Consider the following 22,131-nt stretch of genomic DNA (forward strand, 5'->3'; position numbering starts at 1 on the left):
TAGTTCGTATCATTTGAGTTAGAACTACATGAGGATGCTGTGATGCGGCCTGCTGTGTATTCGTTGATGTTGGTGGTTTTCAGTCTCACGACCGGGGAGTTCGTGATCGCTGGAATATTGCCGGAAGTCGCTGGGGGATTGGATGTTTCGGTGTCCTCGGCGGGGATGCTGGTGACCGCGTACGCGATCGGCATGATCGTCGGCGGCCCGGTGGTCACCGTGCTGACGGCGCGGGTGGCGCGTAAGCCGCTCGTGGTCGGGCTGGTGCTGTTCTCGATGCTTGCGAACCTCGGCTCCGCGATCGCGCCGAATTACCCTGCGCTGCTGGTGATGCGGGGTGCCGCGGGGCTGGTTGTCGCCACGTTCTTCGCGGTGGCGATCGCTACCGCGGTGTCGACGGCGCAGCCTGGCAGGGAAGCTACCGCGGTGGCGCGGGTGGCACTCGGCATGAATCTCGGGATCGTGCTCGGGACGCCGATCGGTGCGGTCATCGGCCAAAGTCTGGGCTGGCGTGCGACTTTCGTGGCTGTGGCCTTGTGCGCGGCGATCGCGCTGCCGATGGTGGTTCGGTTCATGCCGGATCAGCCCGGTGCGGCGAGCGGTGCGGTGCTCGGGGAGCTGCGCGTGTTCGGTGACCGTGCGGTGTGGTCGGCGATCGCGCTCACCGCGCTCGGGAATATCGGCGTTGTCACCGTTTTCACGTTCATCGCGCCCCTGCTCACCGACATCGGTGGCTTCGCCGCGAGTACGGTTCCGGTGCTGCTGCTGGTGTACGGCGTCGGGGCGGTCGTCGGCAACCAGGCGGGCGGGTGGCTTGCCGATCGGGCGTTGCTGCCCTCGGTGACGGGTCTGCTGGCAGCTCTGGTCGGCGCGTTGTTCCTGTTCTGGTTGGTCGGTGGTAGCCAAATGGGCGCGGCGGTAATGACTTTCGTGATCGGCGCGCTGGCGTTCGCGATCATTCCCGGGATGCAGACGCGGGTTGTCGCGGCGGCCGCCGCCGCGCCGACGCTGGCTGTCGCGGTCAACGCGTCGGGGTTTCAGCTCGCGGCGGCGGGTGCGGGACGGTTGGGCGGTGCGGTGATCGGCGACGGGTCGGGCTTGCGGTCGATTCCCCTGGTCGGCGCGATGCTCACCGCGGCGGGATTGATGTTGGCGCTGTACCTGTGGTGGCGCGACCGTGTCGGCACGCCGACGCTCGCAGTTGCCGAGAAGCGTTAACCCGCCAGCGCTTTGGCGACGATGCCGCCCGTGATCGCCTTCGTCAGATAGTGCGTCGAATCGTGCGGGCTCGCACCATTGTCCAGCGGCTCCTCGGTGACCGGAGTGACGTCGGCGCCGGGGAACGGCGGGAAGTACGGGGCGAGGTCGAGGTGGGCGGCGACCAGGTCGTCGCGGTCGACCAGATTGTGCCAGCTGGCAACGGATTTGGGCACGGTCGAGGGTTGCGGGCGGAGCCGGTCGTAGATGACGGTGCGCAGGCCGAGCGGCGAGCCCATGGTCAGCAGCGTCACCTCCTGATCGACGCGATGCAGCGCCTCGTAGGCCACCACCGAGCCGAGCGAATGGGCGATGACGAGCTTGGTGTCGGGGCCGACATGGGCGAGCACCTGCTGCTGGGCGTACTCCCGGACGGCCTGATCGGTGAAGTAGCGGCTCACCTGGGACAGGGCGCGCACCACGAACTTCTCGGCCAGACCGATGCCGAACGGCGCGAACCAGCGCAGCCGCACCAGCGCGTTGAGTGCCGGGCGCAGTGCGGCTTTGGCGCCCTGCGCCCTGGCGTCCGGCGGTGGCACGGCGGCCAGCCGCTTGGCGGTCACCCGGTCGCGTTCGTCGCCCGCGTAGTCGGCGGCCGTGGCCAACCACACCTCGGCGAGCTGTTCCATCAGCTCGAGCTGCTCGTCATCGAGCTCGCCCACCGCGGTGCCCTGCGCGCCCTTGGCAAGGAACTGGTTGCCGTAGAACGCCATTCTGGTCGAGATGTCGCCGGGTAAGCCGTTGCGCCACAGGCGATCAGCGAGTTCGTTGTCGCCGTGGTTGCGCACCCCGCCTGCGAGCCCGGGCAGCCATTGCGCCTCCAGGGTGTCGGCCGCGGCCTGCTCCTGAGCGATCCCGTGTACGAGGACGATGGTTGCCAACGTCGCACCCCTTTCGTTGGACGGTCGGGTCCGATGACGCTGTCCGGCGCTATCTTCGCCGATCCGGCTCCGGTTGTCGCGCGCCGGTTCAGTTCCCGCGCCACTTGATCGAGCAGCCCATGCTCGGCCGGTGTGGTTCTGGCACCGGCTTGCCGTCCAGGACGGTCTCGATGGCGGCACGTAATTCGTTGCCGGTCAACGGTTTTCCATTGCCGGGGGTGGATTCGTCGAAGGCGCCTCGATAGGCGAGCGCGAGGGTCGCGTCGTAGAGGAAGAAGTCCGGGGTGCACGCGGCCCGGAACGCGCGGCCTACTTCCTGCGACTCGTCGATCAGGTAGGGGAACGTCCAGCCTGCGCGAATAGCCTGATCGCGCAGTCTGATCGGTGCGTCGTCGGGGTAGTTGTCGGTGTCGTTGGTGCAGATCGCCACCGTTGGCATGGATAGCGCGTCGACGACCGCACCGAGCGCCGATTCGAGGTGTCTGACGTAGGGGCAGTGGTTCGACGCGAAGACCACGAGCAAGCCCGGCCCGCCCTCGAAGTCCGCGCGCGAATGTGTCCGGTGGTCCAGGTCGGGCAGCGCGAAATCCGGTGCCGGTGTGCCGAGGGGAACCATGAGGGATGCGAGCGCCATGGAAGTGCTTCCGTCGGGATCGAAGTCGGTACGAGCCTAACTCCGCTCGGTGGTGTTCGCCGGGAATCCGCGGCGGTGCGATCGTCGGCCGTGCACGAGATCGATCTAGGTCGTCAGATCGGACGGGTCGGTGTTCGCGCCGCACACCACGACGCACACCTTCTCGCCGGGCTCGGGTCGGAAAACCGGCGGGTTGGCACCGCCGCGCAACGCGGCGAGCGCTGTGGCGGCACCGTATTCGACGGCGAGGCGGCGGTCTTCCCAGATGGCGCGGCGGGCCGCGACGATGTCCGCGTCGTCGACGAGTACCGAGTCGACGCGGTAGTTCTGCGCGGCGTACAGCGCCAATGCGGTGGCCCGGCGGGCGCCGAGGGAGTCGGCTGCGATCGAATCGACGTCGACATCCACCAGCTGCCCCGCCTCGATCGAGGCGTTGAGGGTACGACAGCGCGCGGGCTCCACCGCGATCGTCCGAACACCGTAATGATCTGCGGCGGTGGCGATTCCGGCGAACAACCCGCCACCGCCGACGGCGACCACGATGGTGTCGAGATCGGGCAGCCGCTGATGGATCTCCTCCATCAGCGTGCCGGCACCCGCCGCGATCAGCGGGTTGTCATAGGCGTGTGACAGCAGCGCGCCTGTGGTGGCCGCGAATTCACGACTGGCCGCGAGCGCGTCGGCGTACTGCGTGCCGATCAGCGTGACCTCGGCGCCATAGGAGTGCAGCCGGTCCACCTTCACCTTCGGCGCGGTGGTCGGCAGGAACACCGTGGCACGGACGCCTTGACTGCGCGCGGCCCAGGCGCAGGCGAGCCCGGCATTGCCGCCGGAGGCGATGGTCACGCCCGCGTCCGGCAGCGTGCCGTTCTCCCGATGCGCCAGCAGGAAATTCAGCGCGCCGCGCGTTTTGAAGCTGCCGGTGTGCTGTAAGAACTCCAGCGCGAACCACAGGTGTCCCTCGTCGGCTGGGGCGATGGCAATCGGGCGAACCCGGCCGGCTACCCGCTCGACGGCGGCCTTGATATCGCTGTGGGTCAGTTCCATTGGTTTCCTCAGTGTTCGCGGCGGTGCGGTGCGAACTCCAGGGTAAGCAGCGCGGCGGCCGCGATGACCACCTCACGCCATCGGACGAGCACGTACCGCTGGTCGGACAGCGCGTGGAACTTGCGCAGGAACCGGTACAGCGACTCCAGCCGGATCAGCGGATCACCAAGGTGCACAGCCACATAGATCAGCTTCGCGGTGCGCGACTTCTGCTTGTCGGCGAAGAGTTCGGGAAAGGGCGCGAACGCCAACGAGATCCGGTGGATATCGTGTTCGCGGGCATAGTCGACCAGGTCGATGATCATCCGCTCGTCCAGGCCGTTCGGGGCGTCCTTGCGCCGCCACGGCACGTCGAGGCTGAGCTCGCGGCCACGGTTGGAGACGCCGTACCGCTGGAAGCCGGACAGCGTTCCGTCCTCGTCCTTGGCCATCACCACCAGCATGTTCGGGTTTCGCCCGTCGAGCAGATGGTCGAGGATCATCGAGAAACCGCGGGTCTGCCTGCCGTGGCCCCACGAGTCGACGATGGCGAGCAGCTCGTCGCGTTGCGCGTCGGTGAGCGCGGACTCGTCCACGATCTCGGTGGTGACACCGAAATTGCGGGTGCGGCTCACGGCCTGGCGCAGGTTGCGAAAGTGCCTGCCGACCATGGCGAACTCGTCGACGTCGATCACCACGTCGCGCCCGATCGGGACGGCATGCAGCCCACGGTGGTCCAGTGCGCGACGGCCCCACAGCTCGGCCAGCTCGGGGCTCGCGCCGAGCACCGCGATGCGCCAGCCCTGGTTGATCGCGAATTCGGAGAAATCGGTGAGCAATTCGGGGAATGCCGCGCGGTCGCCGATCGGATCGCCCGCGACCACGGCGATGCCGAAGCGGGTGCGGTAGCCGATCCCGGCGGTCGAATTCGCGTTGAAGAAGTAGGTTTTCGAGGAGTGCAGTGCGAACGGGGCCAGGGGATCACGCTCGGTGCGGCCGACCAGTTCGGCGACGCGATACAGCTGATCGGGCTGCGGCTTACTCGACTGCGGCAGCACCAGGATGAGCCCGCTCGAGGCGAGCAGTACGAAACCGATGCCGGAATGCTCCGCGCGGTAGGCCAGGCTGGCGATCGCCAGCACCAGGACGGCGACCGCGAAGTGCGCCAAGGTGATCGGACGCCGTAGATGCAGCCCGCGGGCCACGAATACGCCGGCTACCGCGATGCCGACGAACCACGCGTGGTCCGCGCCGTCCTTCGCGGCCGGGTGCGCCGCGTACACCAGCAGTACGCTGACGACGAGCGCGACGCCGATGAAGACCGGGCGGGTAGCGGGGCTTGTCGTGAGTGCCGCCTGGCGGTACCCGTTGAATGCCGAGTAGCGCTGAGCTGCCGCTGCCATTGCCCGTTCGTCACTCACGCCGATACTCCGCCCCGTTGTCGCGTTCCTCCATCCACACCAGCTTCGCCATGTGGTCCTCCCGATGATCGCTTACTCACAACACTATGCGGAACCGGCGGTTCCAGCGGCAACGGCCCCTAGAAACCGGCCGGTTGGTCGCGTGTAGGCACAATCCGGCCGGGCGGCTGGAGTCGAAGCCGACTCCAGCCGAAACATCGGATGGTAAGGCCTTTATTCCTTGTCGAAGGCGCGATGCAGCAGCGTCAGAAGATCGTGCAGGTGACGCTGGTAAGCGTCCTCGCGATACGCCGGGGTGTCCTGCTGGGTGAAACCGTGCGGCGCGTCGGGGTAGACGACCGAGGTGTAGCGCACACCGGCCGTGTCGAGGGCCTGTTCGAGGCGGGTGATCTGTTCGGGCGGCATCGACGAGTCGTTGTCGGCGTGCGCGATGAACAGTTCGGCGGTGATGTCGGCCGCGGTGTGGTGCGGGCTGTCCGGTCGGTCCTCGGCCGCCAGAAAGCCACCGTGGAAGCTGGCCGCGGCGGCCACCTGAGCACCGAACGTCGCGGCGGTGCGCAATGCGAGCCTGCCGCCCATGCAGTACCCCGTCGTCGCCAGGGCGCCGGGGGCGACCAGATCGTTGGCCGACAGCCACGCGAGATAGCCGTGCGCGTCCTGCATCGCCTTGTCGGGGGTCAGCGCCTCCCGCATCGGGCCGAGATCGGTGAAGAACTTCATCGCGGCATCCGGTTCGCTGAAATCCGGCACGGGCAGCACGGGGGCGCGGCCGGAGCGGTAGAAGACGTTGGGTGCGAGCACGGCGAATCCGTGAGCCGCGATGGTTCGCACCATCTCGCCCAACCACGGTCGCAGGCCGAACGCGTCCGGATAGAACAGCAGGCCCGGATATGCGCGGCCGTCGTCGAGATGGGCGAAGTAGGCGTCGGCGGTGCCGTCGGGCAGTGGAATTTCGACCGCGTCGAACGCGACAGGTGAAGTCATCAGCTGAGTCTCCGTGGAGTAATGGTGACAACGAACGAGCCAACATTACTCCGGCAAATTACTCATAAAATCGCCGATTTCGGGCGCGTGTAGTCTCCATTCGACTCCGTAGTTGTCATGCTCTGTCTATTGGCGGCGTGCAGGTGATCACGAGGCGCACACCGCAGTGCTCGATCGCTGATCCGTAACCAATCGCCTGGAGAGTGGGCGCGACGAGAGGGTTTGATCTGTGAAAATGATCTGGCTGGTTGGTCCGACGCTGGTCGCCGTGGTGGTCGGGGGGTGCGCCGACGGCAAGTCGTCGAGTAAGGAATCGACCTCGTCGAGTAATGCGGCGACATCCAGTTCGGCGGAGGCGACGCCCGACGCCGGCGACGACGGCGATACCGGTGGCGGCGTGCGGATCGCGCTCGGCGAGAGCAAGAAAGTCGCGGTACCCGCCGACGCGGTGATGGATATCCGGGTGCCTGCGGAGTGGGGACCGGCCGCGAATGAGCTGCGCTGCACCGTGGTCGACAGTTCCGGCCGGAACGAAGATCTGCGGTCCTCGGATGTGAAAAAGACCGAATCGGTGAATGGTAAGGACTGGGTGACGGTGTGGACGTTTTCCGCCGCGCCGGTCGGCGATGTCACGGTCGGCTGTAAAGACCCGGATTCGAAAATCGCCGCCGCGCATCCCGACGCGTTCGTCCGCGTCGTCCCGCGTGGCGTGGCACCCGTTCCCGCGCAGCGCTGAGCCTCAGCGCTGCTGGGAGGCGGGAGCCCAGTTCGGATCGTTGGCGCGGGCGAACTCGCGGTGCGGGTCTACCGCGTAGACGATTTCGACGGAGCCGCCCGGCAGCGCGCGGGAGCTCTCGAAGGTGAGTCCGATATTCGGATCCAGCGAATCGGTCAGCCGCATGCCGCCGCCGAGCAGGAACGGCAGCACCACCAATTCGAGCTTGTCCAGCGCGCCGAGCGCACGAAACGTCTCCACGGTGCGCGGCCCGCCGATGAGGTGCACGTCGCCGCCGCGATTGGCCGCGCGCAGCCGCTCGAGCAGGCGCACCGGATCGCTGTCGAGGGTGACGTGATCGGGCGTGCCCGCCGGACGATGCGATCCGAGCACGAATACCGCCAGATCCGGCCACGGCCACCGATCATTGCTGAGCGCTGGCTCAAAGGTGGTGCGCCCCATCAGCGCTGCCTCACACCCCTCGAGAAACTCCGCGACGCCATGACTACCCGGCCCGTGCACCGGATCCACCACCTGCGGCGGCCACCCACTCGGCGTGGTGACATACCCATCGGCACTCATACCCAAACGAGCCAAGATCCGCATGGTGCTTCCTCTCCTCGACTACCTCGGTCCCACGTAAGACGATGGTGCGCGCCGAAACTCATCGCAGAGTTTTGGCACATCGAACCGGACTCCGGTGGCGAGCAAGGTTGTGGCGGACAGGCCGAACATGCGGTGGAAGGTCTCACTGAAGTGGGACAGCGTTGCGAAGCCCGCGTCGACCGCACAGCGGGTCAGATCATGTCCGGCGGTGACGCCCTCCGTGACGTTCAGCATTCGAGCCCACTGGCGATATCGGCGGAAGCTGGTGCCGGTGTGCCGGGTGAACGAATCGGGCCGCCATCGCCCCGGCGCTGATGACATGGCTCGGATCGGCCCGGCGCATGCTGACCGCCTGGATGATTCGCGGGTCGACGGGCTCGACGATCGGCATGCGGGTGAGGCGTGCGATCCGCTATCGGCGGGCGTGCCGGAGAGTTATCGCGACTATGCCGAACAGATGAGCCTCGAGTTGGTGGCCGATTGCGGCCATTTCATTTCTGAGGAACGGCCGGACGTCCTTGTCGATCGATTGCTCGAGTTCTTTGATACGCCGAGCGAGCAAGCCGGTTGCGGTGCATCGAAGAGGCTTGAGGAGGAAGCCGGGCACGACCGCTGAACTTCGCGGACGAACATGTCAGGGGGTGGAGGTAGCGTCGGGGGCGTGGAGGATGCCTGGGGGTATCGGGAGCGGCCGTCGCGGTTTGGGCGAGCGGTGGTGTGGACGCGGACGGTGACGGGAGCGGACGCGGGGGTGCCGGTGTTGCCGGATGGGTGTATTGATTTGTTGTGGGTTGGTGGGCGGTTGGTTGTTGCTGGGCCGGATACTCGGGCTTATCGGCCAGTGGTTGCGGTGGGGACGCGGTATGTCGGGATTCGGTTCTTTCCGGGGACGGCGCCCGCGTTGTTGGGGGTGCCCGCGGCTGAATTGCGGGATCGGCGGGTGGAATTGGGGGATGTGTGGTCGTCGGGGGTGGTGCGGCGGTTGAGTGCGGAGCTTGGGGAGGCCGACGATCCGGTGGTGGCGTTGGAGCGAATCGTGGTGCGGCGGGCGGGGGAGGTTGCGGCGCCGGATCCGGTGTTGCGGCAGGTGGTCGCGGCATTGGCGGCGGGGTGGTCGGTGCGGGCGACCGCCGAGGCGGCGGGGCTGAATGCGCGGCTGTTGCATCGGCGTTCGCTGGCGGCGTTCGGTTATGGGCCGAAGACGTTGGCGCGGGTGTTGCGGATGCAGCGTGCGCTGGCTGCGGCGCGGGGCGGGGCGTCGTTCGCCGACACCGCGGCGGCTACCGGGTTCGCGGATCAGGCGCATTTGGCGCGGGAGGTGCGTGATCTCACCGGAATGTCGTTGGGGCAGGTGCTGATTCGGTCGGGCGGGCAGGTGTCGGGCTCGCTGGCGGAGGTGGGCTGACCAGTCGTGCCATGCGTTCTCGGTCTGGGAATCCGTTGGGGCGGATCCGGACCGAGAACGCAGGGCTGAGACCGTGGCCAGTCGGTTCGCTGGCCGAGGCGGGCCGGCAAGCGGTGCCGTGCCGCCTCGGTTAGGCAGAGCACGGGCTGTTCCAGAGGTAGCGGAATCCGTTGGGCCCGAGGGCGCAGGTGCTCACGGCGGTACTCACCCATGTACGCGAGCACCGCGTGGACGGCGTCGGTTCAGTCGGTGGCCGGCAGGGCGGCGTAGAGGTCGATGCCGTTGCCGTCGGGGTCCTGGATGACGGCGTAGCGCTGACCCCAGAAGGCGTCCCACGGTTTCATCTCGCCGTGGTAGCCGGCGTCGACGATGGCGGTGTAGACGGCGTCGACCTCGGCGGGGTCGACGCAGCGGAAGGCGAGGCCGACGCGGCCCGCGCTGGTCGGTGGCTGCCAGGTGGGGTGGAAGGACTTGATGGTGGCCTCGGTGTCGAGTGTCAGCCGGAAACCGTTGGGCAGGGCCGCTTCAGCGTGCGGCCGTTCTTCGGAGCCGGCGGGGAAGTCGAGGCCGAGCCGACGGTAGAAGGCGATCGAGGCGCTCATATCGGTGACAACAATGCCGATGACGTCGAGTTGTGGAGTCATACCCGCACCGTAACCAGCCAGGGCGGCACCGGTCTTGAACGAATCGGACAGCTGCTGGGTTTCTGCGCGGTTCGTGCTTCACATACCCGCCAGCTGTGCGGTGGATATGTGAAGTACGCAGCGAAGAAGGTCAGCGGGCGAGCGCGGGAACCAGTTCGGCGATGAGGTTTTCGACGAGGATCTGGATGCGGTCGCGGATGGTGCGGACCACGTCGATGGTCTGTTCGGACGGATCGGGCAGCGGCCAGTCGCGGTAGCTGATGCCGGGGAAGAACGGGCAGGCGTCGCCGCAGCCCATGGTGACCACCACATCGGAGATGCCGACCGCGTCCATGGTCAGCGGCTTGGGGGTGTGGCCGGAGATGTCGATGCCGACCTCGGCCATGGCGGCGACGGCGATCGGGTTGAGCGCGGCGGCCGGTGCGCTGCCCGCGGTCCGGACGTCGATCCGCTCGCCCGCGAGCGTGCTGAGAAACCCGGCGGCCATCTGCGATCTGCCCGCGTTGTGCACGCAGATGAACAGCACGCTGGGCTTGTGCGGCATAGAAGCGCCTTTCGGTGAGCGGAGCTGAAGCAAGGATTGTCTGTGCTGCCAGATAAGGGCTATCCGGCGTGTTGGGGCCGAAACGCTGTCGAAGCGTACGGGATACGTATACCAGCGTGGCGAAGATCGTTACTGCGGACAGGTCCTCGTCCGCATTGACGCCCGGTGCGGTTCTGTCGAAGGCATTCGAAAGTTGTTGCTGCGCATTGCCTATCAGGATAGTCGTCGGTTGCCGCGACATAGCCTCTGAGCGGCTCGACAGGACACTGTTTCCGGACTGGACGGTTTGTCGGGGTGCCGGTATCTATATCGGTAAGGCTAGTCGAGACTGGGCGAGAGTCGTTGGCGCACAACGGGTTGCCATCGTGAGTTTGCCTGACATTCAAACTGGACGGTCTCTCCCGCGTTGACTATGGGCCGAGAACTCGCACGCTGATTCTGAAAGCTGTTGCTGCCCAACGAAAAACGACGCTGTAGTCGGAAATGACCACAGCGCCGTCGAAGGAAATGCTCAGATCGGACGGAAGTCGATCATCTTCCGCAGCCGCGCGCGATCACGCTCGAGCCGCCGCGCCTCATAGGCGATCGGGAAGTACCGCACCCGCTCCGGCAGCAGCGGAACAGCGCGCGCGATCACCCAACCGAGCGCCCGCAGCCTGCGCTCATCGGACTCGCTCCAGGTCAGGCCGAGCTTTTCCCGAGCGACCTCGGGCGTAGTGCCGACCGTCACGAAGTACTGCATCCGCCCGACCGGGGCAACGGCACGCCGCCAGATCGGGGCGAAAACGCGTGGCAGCTGCTTCGGCGGCGCGACGGACCGGATTACCCGCAGGTAGTCGCGCGCGGTCCCGGTGGGCTCGAGCTGGTTCGCCACCATGTCGGCGAAGAACGTCTCGAACTCGGCGTAGCTGGCCGGAATCTCCTTGGGTGCCACCGAGAAGTTGCGCATCAACTGCACCATTTCCTGGTAGACCGCCTCCTTCTCCGCGGGGGAGAGCGGGTTGCGGGCGAAGTACTTCGCGTTCTCGGCGAAGGCGAACGTTCCGGTGTGCAGCACCCAGGCCCACGGCCCGGCTGCCAGGGCCTTGTGCCGCACGCCGTGCGCGTCGGTGGTGTTGAGCGAGGCGTGCATGCCGCGCAGCCGGTCGGCTTCGGCGAGTGCCTCCTCGCCGCCGTAGATCCACATCATCACCGACGCGATGCTGCGCAGGGCGCGACCCATCGGATCGGTGCGGAAGGTGGAGTGCTCGTCGACCACCGCGGCGATGCTCGGCTCCATGGTCTGCAGTAGGAAGGCCGAACCGGCGGTCAGCGAGAAGGTGATCAGGCCGGTCTCATCCCAGAGGCGGGTGCCCGGCTCGAACGGGCGGCGCGGCGTGCGCGCGCTGGTGGATTCGAGGGCGGACACGGTCATCGTGATCTCCTTTGATCAGCACCTCTAAAGCGATGAGAGGATTAGCGTAACATTCTCTCATCGTCTTGTGTAGCTCGAATCGTGCGGTGGTTCGGTGTTGCCGTGCGCCCTAGGCTTTGCAGCTATGACGAGCGAGTGGCGCAGCCGCGACGGCCGCATCGGGGTGCTCACCGGGGCCGGCATCTCCACCGACTCCGGCATTCCCGACTTTCGCGGCCCGCGCGGCGTGTGGACGAAAGACCCGATCGCCGAACTGCTTTCGACCTACGACAACTACCTGGCCGATCCGGACCTGCGTCAACGCGCCTGGCTGGCCCGCCGCGACAACCCGGCCTGGCAGGCGCGACCCAACGCCGCGCACACCGCGCTCGCCGAGCTGGCACAGGCCGGGCGCACGGTCACGATCATCACCCAGAACATCGACCGGCTGCACCAGCGCGCCGGTTTCCCGGCGGACCGGGTGATCGAGATCCACGGCAACATGTTCGAGGTGGTCTGCGTCGAATGCGACTACCAGACAACGATGGCCGCCACCCTCGACCGCGTCGCGGCGGGCGAGGCGGACCCGCCGTGCCCCAACTGCGGTGGCGTCCTGAAATCGGCGACCATCATGTTCGGCCAGCAGATGGACCGGCGCACCATGATGAAGGCCGCGCTCACCGCGCAGACCAGCGCCGTCTTCCTGGCGATCGGCAGTTCGCTGCAGGTGGAGCCCGCGGCCTCGATGTGCGCGATCGCCGTCGAGGACGGCGCCGACCTGATCATCGTCAACAACGAAGCGACGCCGTACGACTCGATGGCCAGCGAGATCGTCCGCGAACCCATCGGCACCGCCGTCCCGCGACTGGTCGCCGAGATCCTCGCCGCGAGCGCATAACCCACCGACCCGCCGCACGCCTCTTGATTTCCCGCGCCGGAAATCGCATGCGAATCTCGGTGCGGGACATCAAGAAGCGTGCGGTCAGTCGACGGGGCCGAGGATGCGGTTCAGGTAGGCGTTGCTGAAGCGGCCCTTTGGGTCGAAGCGGCGGCGTACCTCGGCGAAACGGTCCCAGTCGGGGTAGCGCTCGCGCAATGTGTCCGCGGTCTGGAAGTGCCGTTTACCCCAGTGCGGCCGCCCGTTGTACTTGTCGAACACGGCCTCGCAGGCGCGGAAGTACGGCTCGTAGGCCATGCCTCGGTACTGGTGCACGGCGATGTAGCAGGTGTCGCGGCCGGTGGCGGGGGAGAGGAACGCGTCGTCGGGGGCGACCCAGCGGACCTCGATCGGCATCGCCGTATGGAATTTAGTGGACAGATCCTTGATCTCGCGGATCGCCGTCGCGGCGTGCTCGCGCGGGATCGCGTATTCCATCTCGGTGAAGCGGAGCAGGCGCGGCGAGGCGAAGACCCGATAGGAGCGGTCGACCTGGCGGCGGTAGCTGCCCGCGTAGGCGGCGCCGCGCTGGATGTAGGGCACCAGCCGCGGCTGCCAGCGGCCGAGCTTGCACAGCGCGTCGAAGGTGTAGTTCGACATCAGGATGTCGGTGAACCAGTCGACGGCCTTGCCGCGCGGCTGTTCGGGCAGTTCGACGGGATTGTTGCGCTTGGTCATCGCCAGCGGGCTGTGCCCGAACATGTAGAACTCGAAGTGCTCGTTGCTGTCGACGTAGGAATCCAGGTCGGCGAGGATGTCGTCCACCGCGACCGGTCGCTCGATACCTTCGAGCACGAACGACGGCACCAGTTGCAGTGTCGCGGCGGTGATCACGCCGAGCGCGCCGATACTCACCCTGGCCGCTCGCCAGCCCTCGGGATCGGTCTCTGCGTTCAACTCGACCCGGCTGCCGTCGGCGAGCATGAGTTCGATGGAATACAGTGCGGCGGAAAGGTTTTGCAGGGTTGCCCCGGTGCCGTGGGTGCCGGTGGCGGTGGCGCCCGCCACGGTCTGCACGTCGATGTCGCCCAGATTGGGGAAGGCGAGGCCGTGCTCGTGCAGCGCGTTGCTCGCGGCGTTGAGGGTGATGCCAGCCTCGACTCGGACGCGTCCGGTGCCGGCGTCCACATCGAGGACGCGGTTGAGGTTCGCGAGGTCGAGTAGTACGCCGTCGGTCAGGACGGTGTCGGTGAACGAGTGTCCCGCGCCCGCGACGCGCACGACCTGTCCGGCGTCGCTGGCCCGGCCGAGGATCTCGGCGACCTCATCGGCGGTGCGGGGGGAGGCGATGGTCGCCGGTGCGCAGTGTTGATCGCCAGCCCAGTTCACCCACGAGTTGGTCATGTGACCAACTGTAGGGGATCGGCGTGTGCTACGGCCTGCTAATAACGCAGTTGTTACCTTTTGCGTCCCGCGCAGGCGCCTTTTGCCTGCTCTACCTCGGTATCGTTCAGCGGTTCCACCAGCAGCTGCTGGCGTGGCGTGTTGTCGGCTCGGACGCCGTTGAGCACGATCGCCATGTAGCGCTGCCAGACATCGGGATTGACCGGCCGCGCGAATTCGGCGATGCCGTCGACCATGTGGATCAGCGCGAAGAAGTCGGAGGGTTCGATGCCGGGGGCGAGCACGCCCGCATCACGGGCCCGATCGACGATGGCCATGACGGTCGGCTTGATCCGGTCGCGGACGATGACGAACCGGTCGACATCGTCTTCCAGCTCGAGCATCACCTCGCTGAAGCCGCGATTCATCGCCATGTGCCGGCAGGCGTATTCGAAGAACTCGACGAGTCCGAACCAGGGATCGGCGTGTCGGTAGGCGGTGTCGGCCGCCTCGGCGAACTCGCTGATGCTCTGTTCGAAGACCTCGGTGATCAGCTCCTTCTTGTTGGCGAACCGGCGGTAGACGGTGCCGACGCCGACACCGGCGCGTTCGGCGACGTCGTCGAGGGTGATCTCGAGTCCGTGGTCCGCGAACAGTTCGCGCGCAGCGGCGATGATCCGCTGCTGATTTCGCGCGGCATCGGCACGCAGGCGGCGGGGCGGAGAGAGGGCCGTGGCGTGATTCACACCCACATCCTATCAAGTATCGGGATTAAGCGGAGGCGTTCTCTCCGTTATGGTGGTAGCTTCTTACGATAACCGGAGGCGTCAACTCCGCATCAATACTCGAGACAAAGGGGACACATGACTACCACGTTCGACCGTGGGGCACCCGCCCCCGCTACAACGGATCAGGGCCGTCGCGGCTCGCACGCCCTGCGTTGGTGGGTGCTCGCCGTCCTCGGCGTGGCACAGCTCATGGTCGTGCTCGACGCGACCGTGGTGAATATCGCCCTCCCCGCTGCCCAGCGCGACCTCGGCTTCAGCGACGGCGACCGGCAATGGGTGGTCACCGGTTACGCGCTCGCGTTCGGCAGCCTCCTGCTGCTCGGCGGTCGGCTCAGTGACCTCTTCGGCCGCCGCAATACCTTCATCATCGGCCTGATCGGCTTCGCTGGCGCCTCCGCGGTCGGCGGCGCGGCGACCAGCTTCGAGATGCTGGTCGCGGCGCGCGTCGGTCAGGGTGTGTTCGGCGCGTTGCTGGCTCCGGCCGCCTTGTCGCTGCTCACCGTTACCTTCACCGAACCGGGTGAACGGGCCAAGGCCTTCGGCATCTTCGGTGCCGTCGCCGGTGCGGGCGGCGCGATCGGCCTGCTGCTCGGCGGCATGCTCACCGAGTGGGCGAACTGGCGCTGGGTGATGTTCGTCAACTTGGCCTTCGCCGCCGTCGCGCTGGTCGGTGCGATCCTGCTGCTGGCCAAGCACGTGACCACCGACCGGCCCAAGCTCGACATCCCCGGCACCCTCGTGGTGACCGCGGCGCTGTTCGGCATCGTGTACGGCTTCTCGCACGCCGAGTCGACCAGCTGGACCAACCCGGTCACGCTCGGCTTCCTCATCGGCGGCGCGGTGCTCATCGCGGTCTTCGCCTGGCTGGAGACCAAGGTCAAGCATCCGCTGCTGCCGCTGCGCATCGTGCTTGACCGCACCCGTGGCGGGTCGTTCCTGACCGTGTTCGTCATGGGCATCGGGATGTTCGCGATCTTCCTGTTCCTCACCTACTACATGCAGTTGAGCATGGGCTACTCGCCGATCAAGACCGGCCTTGCGTTCCTGCCGATGGTGGCGGCCATGGTCGTCTCCTCCACCACGGTGCCCTCGTTCGTGCTGCCGAAGCTCGGCCCGAAGGTCGTCATGTCGGGCGGCTTCCTGATCGCCGCCGGCGGTATGGCCTGGCTGACCCAGATCGGCCTGGAGACCGGATACTCCTCGCACGTCCTGCCCGCGCTGATCCTGCTCGGCCTCGGCCTCGGTGGTGCGATGTCGACCGCGTTCCAGGGTGCGACCTCCGGGGTGCATCACGAGGACGCCGGTGTGGCCTCGGCGATGATCAACACCAGCCAGCAGGTCGGTGGCTCGATCGGCACGGCGCTGCTCAGCACCATCGCCGCCTCGGCCGCAACCAACTACCTGTCGACCCGCTCGCCGGACCCGTTGACCGTGGCGCAGTCCGCGGTCGAGAGCTACACCACCAGCTTCTGGTGGGCGACGGCGATCTTCGTGGCAGGCGCGCTGATCACCGCGGTGCTGATGCCGAACACGGTGCCGGTGCCGTCGGAGGGTGAGCCGGTGCTCGCGCACTGACGTTCCGCTCGAACGACACAGCGCCCGCATTCGATGCCGAATGCGGGCGCTGTGCTGTGTATGGACTCAGCAGTTACTGGGTGCCGGGATTCCGGCGAAGCGGTCGCCGAGGTAGTTGAAGGCGTTGACCGCGCCCGGTGCCATCGCGGTGCCGTGGTCGGCGCCGGGGATCATGTCGAGCTGGACCCGGACGCCCTGGGCGCAGTATCGGCCGAGGACGTCGCGTACCAGCTGCGGGGATACCTGGTCGTTGGCGCCGTGCCATTCGTAGATCGGGGTGCGCGGGACGCCGGGGTAGATCTCGATGCTGTTCTCGTGCAGGATCCGGACCACCGTCGGGTCGGCATCCATCGCACCGTAGAAGACATCGTTGAAGCTCTTGTTCGCGCCAGCGTTGATGATCTCGTTGGTGCAGGCGTTGGCGATCTGGTCGCGCAGCGCGTAACCGGCGGGGTTCAGGATCCGGTCCATCTGCAACTCGGCCGGGTACTCCCGCTCCAGTCCGATGGCGGCCGCGAAGCCGAGGCCGAACAGCGGGCTGCGCTGCAACCCGACATCGAGGGCAAGCTTGCCGATGTTCATCGGGACACCGCCCTGCGCCGTGCCGACGATCGGCAACTCCGGCGCGTACTCGGGCGCGAGCGCCGCGGCGAATCCGGTCGCCATGCCGCCACCCGAGTAACCAGCCATGCCGACCGGGCTACCGCCGAGATCGGCTGGGCCGAAACGCTTTACGGCGCGGATGCCGTCGAGGGTCAGCCTGCCGCCGAGGCGCGCGGCACCGTAGGCGCTGGTCGGTCCGAGATGATCGGGAACCGCGACCGCCCAGCCCCTGGCCAGCAGCAGGTTCAGTGCGGGCGCCTCCTGCATGGTGCCGTCGAAGATGCTGTGCGAGGGCGCGCACTGCATGCCGAGCGCGTTGACGAACGGCTGATACGACACCAGCGGACGGCTCATGCCGCCACCCGGCGGAAGCAGCAGCGTGGTCACCGCGCCGATCGGCGCGTCGGCGGAATTGGTCGATCGGTACAGCAGCTGCCATGCCGTCGCGCCGGGGAAACCGGCCGCGGGCACCTGCCTGCTGCGCATCACATCGCCCGGCTGGAAGTTCGCGACATCCGGTGGCGCACTGTAGAAGCCGTCGCCATCGGGTATCGGATAGATCGGCGCGGCCACCGCGGGAGCCAGATGGCCGAGCCCGGCCGTTGCCGTCGCGAGCGCGACGATGGAGAGCCGACGGATCGTCCGGCCGACGGCTAGCTGCCGTCTGCCCGAGGTTTGCTGACGCCCCCGTCGGCTGGGTTCCGCCGTCTCCGGGTGCGCATTCGGTTGTGCCCGCTGTGCCGCCATCGTTGCTCCGACCTGAGTGAGTGAGGGGGTGGGAGCAACTTCGGCCAAACCTTCAGGCCATTCGTACGCGGAACTTGCCAGGATGTCAATGAACAACGCTGTTCGTAGTGTGTCGATCTGTCGAGTCCGGTTGAACGGACTGTTCGGTCCAACCGATAACATTGCGCAGGTGACGTTCGGCTCGGGAGGTCAGCACGTGGGGCGCGGCCCGTTGGTCGAACCATTGGTGCTCGTGGTGATCTCGCTCGGCGGCGGCCTCGGCGCGCTGGCCCGCTACGGCCTCGGCGTGTGCTGGCCCGTGCGGCCAGGCCAGGTCCCCTGGTCGACGCTCACGATAAATGTCATGGGATGCTTTGCTATCGGGATTCTGATGGTTCTGATTACCGAGGTGTGGGTAGCCCACAGACTGCTGCGTCCCTTTCTCGGTATCGGAGTGCTCGGCGGCTTCACCACTTTCTCCACCTACTGTCTCGAGGTTCGTAGACTGCTCGAATCGGGTGCCGAGGTGCAGGCGTTCGGCTATCTCGGGGGAACAGTGGTGGCGTCGCTAGGGGCTGTTGTGCTCGCCATGGGCATGACACGGTGGACAACTGGAATCGCTCGGCGGTCAACGGCAACGGCACGACGGAAGGGGGCCAGGTAGTGGGCGAAACAGGACAGTGGCAACCGGCGGCGCGACTGACGGTGCTGCTGGACGAGGACGACAAATGGCGGCACACGCCGCTGTATCACGAGATCGTCCGGCGAGCCCGCGACACCGGCCTGGCCGGGGCCAGCGTGTGGCGCGGCATCGAAGGCTACGGCGCGTCCTCGCGTATTCACACCACGCGCGTCCTCGACATGGCCGACCATCTGCCGCTGGTACTGATGCTCGTCGACGAACCCGCCAGGCTGCGCGCGTTCGTCGAACAGAACGCCGAGCTGTTCACCACTCTCAATGTCGCACTCTCGCCACTGGAACTGTGGCAGGGAGCCGCCCGATGACAGTGCTGCTCGTCGTGCTCGGCGGGATGCTCGGCGCGCCCGTGCGTTACCTCGTAGACCGTGTCGTAGCAGCACGTTTCGAGTCTCTGCTGCCGCTGGGCACGCTGACCGTTAACATTGTCGGTTCGGCGCTGCTCGGTGGATTGATCGGCGCGGGCGCGGGCAATTGGCTGCTGGCCGCCGCCGGTACGGGTTTCTGCGGCGCGCTGACCACGTTCAGCACGTTCGGCTACGAGACGATCCGGCTGGTGACGGACGGCGCCTACGCCTACGCCGTTGGCAACGTCGTGATCAGTGTCGCGGCCAGCCTGAGCGCGGTCTTCGTCGCCGCGTCCACGACGCAGTGGTTGTGGTCATGATCCTGATGACGAGCAGGGCGCAGCCGATACGGAAGGGAGACCCGAGCATGGCCCATGATCGAGCAGGGCGACTCGCGCGTCCCACCGACCTGGAAGACATCGCACATCTGGTTACGGCCTACTACAGCCGTATTCCGGATCCGTCGGATCCGGCACAGCAGGTGGTTTTCGGCACGTCGGGGCATCGCGGCTCCAGCCTGGACACCGCGTTCAACGAGGCGCACATCCTGGCGATCACCCAGTCGATCGTGGAATACCGTGCGACGCGCGGGATTACCGGTCCGGTGTATCTGGCCAGGGACACCCACGCGCTGTCCGAGCCGGCCATGGTGACCGCGCTCGAGGTGCTCGCCGCCAACGACGTGACCGCGATGATCGACGCGCGCGACCGGTACACGCCGACGCCGGCGCTGAGTCATGCTGTGCTGCGCCACAATCGGGGCGGCACCAGGAACCAGGCCGACGGCATCGTGATCACCCCGTCGCACAATCCGCCGCGCGACGGCGGCTTCAAATACAATCCGCCGCACGGTGGTCCGGCCGACAACACCGCCACCGACGCCATCGCCGCGCGTGCCAACGAACTGCTGCGCAGCGGGCTCGCCGGGATCAAGCGCACCACGCTGCAGCACGCGCTGGAGACCAACGTGCAGCGCTACGACTACCTCGACCACTACATCGCCGATCTGCCGAATGTGTTGAACCTGGACGCGATTCGCGGCGCGGGCATCCGGCTCGGCGCCGACCCGATGGGCGGGGCGAGCGTCGACTACTGGGAGGAGATCGGGCAGCGCTACGACCTCGAGCTGGAGGTCGTCAACCCGTTCGTCGACCCGACCTGGCGGTTCATGACCCTCGACAGCGACGGCAAGATCCGGATGGACCCGTCCTCGCGCTACGCGATGGCCTCGCTGATCGCGATCAAGGACGACTACGACCTGTCCACCGGCAACGACGCCGACGCGGACCGGCACGGCATCGTCACCCCCGACGGCGGGCTGATGAACCCCCACCACTTCCTCGCGGTGGCCATCGAATACCTGGTCGCGAATCGGATGGGCTGGGACGCGCTCACCAAGATCGGCAAGACGGTGGTCACCTCGTCGATGATCGATCGCGTGGTCAGCGTGCTCGGCCGCGACGTGCATGAGGTGCCGGTCGGCTTCAAGTTCTTCGTGCCCGGATTGTTCAGCGGCAGTCTGGCTTTCGGCGGCGAGGAGAGCGCGGGCGCGTCGTTCCTGCGGATGGACGGCACCGTGTGGACCACCGACAAGGACGGCATCCTGCTCGCGCTGCTCGCCGCCGAGATCGCCGCGGTCACCGGCCAGAGCCCGTCGGCGCGCTACGTCGAACTCGAACGTCGTTACGGCAGTCCCGCCTACGCGCGGATCGACGCGCCGGCCACGACGGAACAGAAAGCGCTACTCGCGAAGTTGACTCCGGACATGATCACCACCAAGGAGATCGCCGGCGAGCCCATCACGTCCGTGCTCACCAGGGCGAAGGGCAATGGCGCGCCGCTCGGCGGGCTCAAGGTGACCACCGAGAACGCGTGGTTCGCCGCCCGGCCGTCCGGCACCGAGGACAAATACAAGATCTACGCGGAATCGTTCCACGGACCCGAGCACCTCGCGCAGGTGCAGGCGGCCGCGGAGGAAGTGGTGGGACAGGCGCTAGCCGGTGAGTAGTAGATCGACCAAGGCCGCGCCGCTGCCGATCGAGATCTGGGTGCTCGTCGGCGGTGCGTTCGTCATCGCCATCGGTTTCGGCCTGGTCGCGCCGGTGCTGCCGCAGTTCGCCCGCAGCTTCGGCGTCGGGCTTGCGGCGGCGTCGGCGATCGTGAGCGCGTTCGCGTTGATGCGGTTGTTGTTCGCGCCGGTGAGCGGGCGGCTGGTTCAGCGGCTTGGGGAGCGGTCGGTCTACCTCGGTGGGCTGTTGATCGTCGCGGTGTCGACCGGCGCCAGCGCGCTTGCCCAAAGTTATTGGCAGCTGATGGTTTTGCGGTCGCTCGGCGGGATCGGGTCGACCATGTTCACCGTGTCGTCGCTGGCGCTGGTGATCCGGATGTCGCCGTCCGCCGAGCGGGGCAGGGTGTCCGCGCTGTGGTCGACCAGCTTCCTGATCGGCTCGGTGAGCGGGCCGATGGTCGGCGGGGCGCTGTCCGGGCTCGGGCTGCGGGTGCCGTTCGTGATCTACGCGGCGGCGTTGCTCCTGGTGACCGTTGCCGTGTATCTGAGTCTGCGCAATTCCGAACTGGCCGCGCCGGAACCCGTTGGCGGACTGCGGATGATGTCCTTCGCCGAAGGGTGGGCCCGTCCGGAGTACCGGGCGGTGCTGTGGTCGAACTTCGCCAACGGTGCCGCGGTGTTCGGGGTACGGATGGCGTTGGTGCCGTTGCTGGTTGTCGAAGTGCTGCACCAGTCGTCGGGCATGGCCGGGGTGGCGTTGACCGTGTTCGCGGCGGGCAACGTCGCGGTGCTGTTCTTTTCCGGCCGACTGTCGGATCGATGGGGGCGTAAGCCGTTCCTGATCGCCGGTTCACTGGTGTGCGCGCTCGGCACCGCCGGGCTCGGCATCGCCGACACGTTGCCATGGTTGCTCGCCACCTCGTTCGTCGCCGGGCTCGGTGCAGGCATGTTCACACCGACCCAGCAGGCCGCCGTCGCCGATATCATCGGCCCGAACGCCCGCGGTGGACCGGTGCTCGCCGGATTCCAGATGGCGGCCGATCTCGGCACCGTCCTCGGGCCGATCGCCGTGGGCGCGCTGGCACAGAAGGCGTCCTATGGGCTCGCCCTCGCGGTCACCGGGGCATTGCTCGCCGTCGCGGCCGTTGGGTGGGCGTTGGTGCCGGAGCCGTTGCGCAAACGAGCGCCCGAGGACGCTGCTGTGGTCGAACGCGAGGACGGTGCCGATCATCAGTCGGCCGAGATCGATCACGCGGTGAACGACGCGGCGGGTGCGCCTATCGCGGACAGTCCGGTTCCGCCGATCGCGGAGCCACATGTTGATCGCGTGGGGTCTGGTGTCCCGTCGATCGCCGAACCACAGGTTGATCCCGCTGTGCACGTCACCGGTAGTCCGGTCGCGCCACTGGCCGACCGCGTTGGGTCTGGTGGCCCGGTTCCGTTGATCGCGGAGCCGCAGGCCGACGGCGCAGTGCTCGGTGGCACGGTCCCGTCGACCGCTGAACCTCAGGCCGATCGCACAGTGTTTAGCAGCCCGGTCCCGTCGACCGCCGAACCTCAGACCGACCGCACAGTGTTTAGCAGCCCGGTCCCGTCGACCGCCGAACCTCACGCCGA

At 67.1% G+C, this 22,131-nt stretch carries 23 protein-coding genes and 1 pseudogene; 11 read left to right on the top strand and 13 right to left on the bottom strand.

What is annotated here, in order from left to right; translation table 11 throughout:
- Positions 1-42 precede the first annotated feature (42 nt).
- Complete coding sequence (locus OG203_RS34635) at positions 43-1,218, top strand: MFS transporter (protein WP_405161425.1); 1,176 nt, start codon at positions 43-45, stop codon at positions 1,216-1,218.
- Here OG203_RS34635 and OG203_RS34640 read toward each other — a convergent pair.
- The 5 genes from OG203_RS34640 to OG203_RS34660 all read right to left on the bottom strand — a co-directional run bounded on the left by OG203_RS34640 (position 1,215) and on the right by OG203_RS34660 (position 6,203).
- Complete coding sequence (locus tag OG203_RS34640; protein ID WP_405161426.1) at positions 1,215-2,138, bottom strand: hypothetical protein; 924 nt, start codon at positions 2,136-2,138, stop codon at positions 1,215-1,217. The two genes, OG203_RS34635 and OG203_RS34640, sit on opposite strands and share 4 nt — an antisense overlap.
- Before the next feature lie 88 nt (positions 2,139-2,226).
- Complete coding sequence (locus OG203_RS34645; protein ID WP_405161427.1) at positions 2,227-2,772, bottom strand: thioredoxin family protein; 546 nt, start codon at positions 2,770-2,772, stop codon at positions 2,227-2,229.
- Positions 2,773-2,877: 105 nt separating this feature from the next.
- On the bottom strand, positions 2,878-3,819 hold the full coding sequence (locus OG203_RS34650) for a threonine/serine dehydratase (RefSeq protein WP_405161428.1): 942 nt from the start codon (positions 3,817-3,819) through the stop codon (positions 2,878-2,880).
- 8 nt (positions 3,820-3,827) lie between these two features.
- Complete coding sequence (locus tag OG203_RS34655; protein WP_405161429.1) at positions 3,828-5,219, bottom strand: bifunctional lysylphosphatidylglycerol flippase/synthetase MprF; 1,392 nt, start codon at positions 5,217-5,219, stop codon at positions 3,828-3,830.
- A 213-nt stretch (positions 5,220-5,432) separates the two neighbouring features.
- Entirely contained in the window at positions 5,433-6,203 is a 771-nt protein-coding gene (locus tag OG203_RS34660) for a dienelactone hydrolase family protein (RefSeq protein WP_405161430.1), read from the bottom strand.
- 229 nt (positions 6,204-6,432) lie between these two features.
- Between OG203_RS34660 and OG203_RS34665 the strand changes: the two genes are divergently transcribed.
- The gene (locus tag OG203_RS34665) at positions 6,433-6,939 is read left to right on the top strand and encodes a hypothetical protein (protein WP_405161431.1); all 507 of its coding nucleotides are present in this window, start codon (positions 6,433-6,435) and stop codon (positions 6,937-6,939) included.
- Between the two features lie 3 nt (positions 6,940-6,942).
- Here the strand turns inward: OG203_RS34665 and OG203_RS34670 are convergent, their stop codons facing one another.
- Entirely contained in the window at positions 6,943-7,524 is a 582-nt protein-coding gene (locus tag OG203_RS34670) for a dihydrofolate reductase family protein (protein ID WP_405161432.1), read from the bottom strand.
- A gap of 18 nt (positions 7,525-7,542) precedes the next feature.
- A complete protein-coding gene (locus tag OG203_RS34675) occupies positions 7,543-7,845 on the bottom strand; it encodes a helix-turn-helix domain-containing protein (RefSeq protein WP_405161433.1) in 303 nt (100 codons plus the stop codon).
- Between OG203_RS34675 and OG203_RS34680 the strand changes: the two genes are divergently transcribed.
- On the top strand, positions 7,745-8,140 hold the full coding sequence (locus tag OG203_RS34680; protein ID WP_405168204.1) for an alpha/beta fold hydrolase: 396 nt from the start codon (positions 7,745-7,747) through the stop codon (positions 8,138-8,140). The two genes, OG203_RS34675 and OG203_RS34680, sit on opposite strands and share 101 nt — an antisense overlap.
- Positions 8,141-8,155: 15 nt before the next feature.
- Positions 8,156-8,929, top strand: a complete 774-nt coding sequence (locus OG203_RS34685) for a helix-turn-helix domain-containing protein (protein ID WP_405161434.1) — start codon at positions 8,156-8,158, stop codon at positions 8,927-8,929.
- A 242-nt stretch (positions 8,930-9,171) separates the two neighbouring features.
- Here OG203_RS34685 and OG203_RS34690 read toward each other — a convergent pair whose 3' ends face one another.
- The 3 genes from OG203_RS34690 to OG203_RS34700 all read right to left on the bottom strand — a co-directional run bounded on the left by OG203_RS34690 (position 9,172) and on the right by OG203_RS34700 (position 11,531).
- The gene (locus OG203_RS34690; protein ID WP_405161435.1) at positions 9,172-9,573 is read right to left on the bottom strand and encodes a VOC family protein; all 402 of its coding nucleotides are present in this window, start codon (positions 9,571-9,573) and stop codon (positions 9,172-9,174) included.
- Positions 9,574-9,703: 130 nt separating this feature from the next.
- A complete protein-coding gene (locus OG203_RS34695; protein WP_405161436.1) occupies positions 9,704-10,117 on the bottom strand; it encodes an arsenate reductase ArsC in 414 nt (137 codons plus the stop codon).
- Between the two features lie 511 nt (positions 10,118-10,628).
- Complete coding sequence (locus OG203_RS34700; RefSeq protein ID WP_405161437.1) at positions 10,629-11,531, bottom strand: oxygenase MpaB family protein; 903 nt, start codon at positions 11,529-11,531, stop codon at positions 10,629-10,631.
- A 124-nt stretch (positions 11,532-11,655) separates the two neighbouring features.
- On the opposite strand from OG203_RS34700, the gene OG203_RS34705 reads away from it, so the two are divergent.
- Complete coding sequence (locus tag OG203_RS34705) at positions 11,656-12,408, top strand: SIR2 family NAD-dependent protein deacylase (protein ID WP_405161438.1); 753 nt, start codon at positions 11,656-11,658, stop codon at positions 12,406-12,408.
- A gap of 84 nt (positions 12,409-12,492) precedes the next feature.
- Here the strand turns inward: OG203_RS34705 and OG203_RS34710 are convergent, their stop codons facing one another.
- On the bottom strand, positions 12,493-13,791 hold the full coding sequence (locus OG203_RS34710; protein ID WP_405161439.1) for a D-arabinono-1,4-lactone oxidase: 1,299 nt from the start codon (positions 13,789-13,791) through the stop codon (positions 12,493-12,495).
- A 53-nt stretch (positions 13,792-13,844) separates the two neighbouring features.
- Positions 13,845-14,516 (bottom strand): TetR/AcrR family transcriptional regulator, encoded by a 672-nt coding sequence (locus tag OG203_RS34715; protein ID WP_405161440.1) that lies wholly within the window; start codon positions 14,514-14,516, stop codon positions 13,845-13,847.
- A 117-nt stretch (positions 14,517-14,633) separates the two neighbouring features.
- Between OG203_RS34715 and OG203_RS34720 the strand changes: the two genes are divergently transcribed.
- Positions 14,634-16,133: an MFS transporter gene (locus tag OG203_RS34720; protein WP_405161441.1), complete on the top strand. Its 1,500-nt coding sequence runs from the start codon at positions 14,634-14,636 to the stop codon at positions 16,131-16,133.
- Between the two features lie 66 nt (positions 16,134-16,199).
- On the opposite strand, the gene OG203_RS34725 is transcribed toward OG203_RS34720, so the two are convergent.
- Positions 16,200-17,309: a lipase family protein gene (locus OG203_RS34725; protein ID WP_405168104.1), complete on the bottom strand. Its 1,110-nt coding sequence runs from the start codon at positions 17,307-17,309 to the stop codon at positions 16,200-16,202.
- A gap of 343 nt (positions 17,310-17,652) precedes the next feature.
- On the opposite strand from OG203_RS34725, the gene crcB reads away from it, so the two are divergent.
- The 5 genes and pseudogenes from crcB to OG203_RS34750 form a co-directional block, all read left to right on the top strand.
- Entirely contained in the window at positions 17,653-18,126 is a 474-nt protein-coding gene (gene crcB, locus OG203_RS34730) for a fluoride efflux transporter CrcB (RefSeq protein ID WP_405161442.1), read from the top strand.
- Complete coding sequence (locus tag OG203_RS34735) at positions 18,126-18,467, top strand: DUF190 domain-containing protein (protein WP_405161443.1); 342 nt, start codon at positions 18,126-18,128, stop codon at positions 18,465-18,467. The genes crcB and OG203_RS34735 overlap by 1 nt, the downstream gene beginning before the upstream one ends.
- Positions 18,464-18,826: a fluoride efflux transporter FluC gene (locus OG203_RS34740; protein ID WP_405161444.1), complete on the top strand. Its 363-nt coding sequence runs from the start codon at positions 18,464-18,466 to the stop codon at positions 18,824-18,826. Before OG203_RS34735 ends, OG203_RS34740 begins: the two co-directional genes overlap by 4 nt.
- 47 nt (positions 18,827-18,873) lie before the next feature.
- Positions 18,874-20,514: a phosphoglucomutase (alpha-D-glucose-1,6-bisphosphate-dependent) gene (gene pgm / locus OG203_RS34745; protein WP_405161445.1), complete on the top strand. Its 1,641-nt coding sequence runs from the start codon at positions 18,874-18,876 to the stop codon at positions 20,512-20,514.
- Positions 20,507-21,709, top strand: a pseudogene (locus tag OG203_RS34750) (MFS transporter); the annotation flags it as partial. The gene pgm and the pseudogene OG203_RS34750, both read left to right, overlap by 8 nt.
- Positions 21,710-22,131 lie beyond the last annotated feature (422 nt).

It is taken from the genome of Nocardia sp. NBC_01499, from assembly GCF_045040275.1.
GTDB lineage: Bacteria > Actinomycetota > Actinomycetes > Mycobacteriales > Mycobacteriaceae > Nocardia.

Excerpts from the sequence above, each read along its gene's own strand:
- OG203_RS34690 (WP_405161435.1), bottom strand. The coding sequence starts at position 9,573 with ATGACTCCACAACTCGACGTCATCGGCATTGTTGTCACCGATATGAGC.
- OG203_RS34645 (WP_405161427.1), bottom strand. The coding sequence starts at position 2,772 with ATGGCGCTCGCATCCCTCATGGTTCCCCTCGGCACACCGGCACCGGAT.
- OG203_RS34685 (WP_405161434.1), top strand. The coding sequence starts at position 8,156 with ATGTCAGGGGGTGGAGGTAGCGTCGGGGGCGTGGAGGATGCCTGGGGG.
- OG203_RS34650 (WP_405161428.1), bottom strand. The coding sequence starts at position 3,819 with ATGGAACTGACCCACAGCGATATCAAGGCCGCCGTCGAGCGGGTAGCC.
- OG203_RS34740 (WP_405161444.1), top strand. The coding sequence starts at position 18,464 with ATGACAGTGCTGCTCGTCGTGCTCGGCGGGATGCTCGGCGCGCCCGTG.
- OG203_RS34635 (WP_405161425.1), top strand. The coding sequence starts at position 43 with ATGCGGCCTGCTGTGTATTCGTTGATGTTGGTGGTTTTCAGTCTCACG.
- OG203_RS34710 (WP_405161439.1), bottom strand. The coding sequence starts at position 13,791 with ATGACCAACTCGTGGGTGAACTGGGCTGGCGATCAACACTGCGCACCG.
- OG203_RS34720 (WP_405161441.1), top strand. The coding sequence starts at position 14,634 with ATGACTACCACGTTCGACCGTGGGGCACCCGCCCCCGCTACAACGGAT.
- pgm (WP_405161445.1), top strand. The coding sequence starts at position 18,874 with ATGGCCCATGATCGAGCAGGGCGACTCGCGCGTCCCACCGACCTGGAA.
- OG203_RS34705 (WP_405161438.1), top strand. The coding sequence starts at position 11,656 with ATGACGAGCGAGTGGCGCAGCCGCGACGGCCGCATCGGGGTGCTCACC.
- OG203_RS34695 (WP_405161436.1), bottom strand. The coding sequence starts at position 10,117 with ATGCCGCACAAGCCCAGCGTGCTGTTCATCTGCGTGCACAACGCGGGC.
- OG203_RS34700 (WP_405161437.1), bottom strand. The coding sequence starts at position 11,531 with ATGACCGTGTCCGCCCTCGAATCCACCAGCGCGCGCACGCCGCGCCGC.
- OG203_RS34675 (WP_405161433.1), bottom strand. The coding sequence starts at position 7,845 with ATGTCATCAGCGCCGGGGCGATGGCGGCCCGATTCGTTCACCCGGCAC.
- OG203_RS34670 (WP_405161432.1), bottom strand. The coding sequence starts at position 7,524 with ATGCGGATCTTGGCTCGTTTGGGTATGAGTGCCGATGGGTATGTCACC.
- OG203_RS34660 (WP_405161430.1), bottom strand. The coding sequence starts at position 6,203 with ATGACTTCACCTGTCGCGTTCGACGCGGTCGAAATTCCACTGCCCGAC.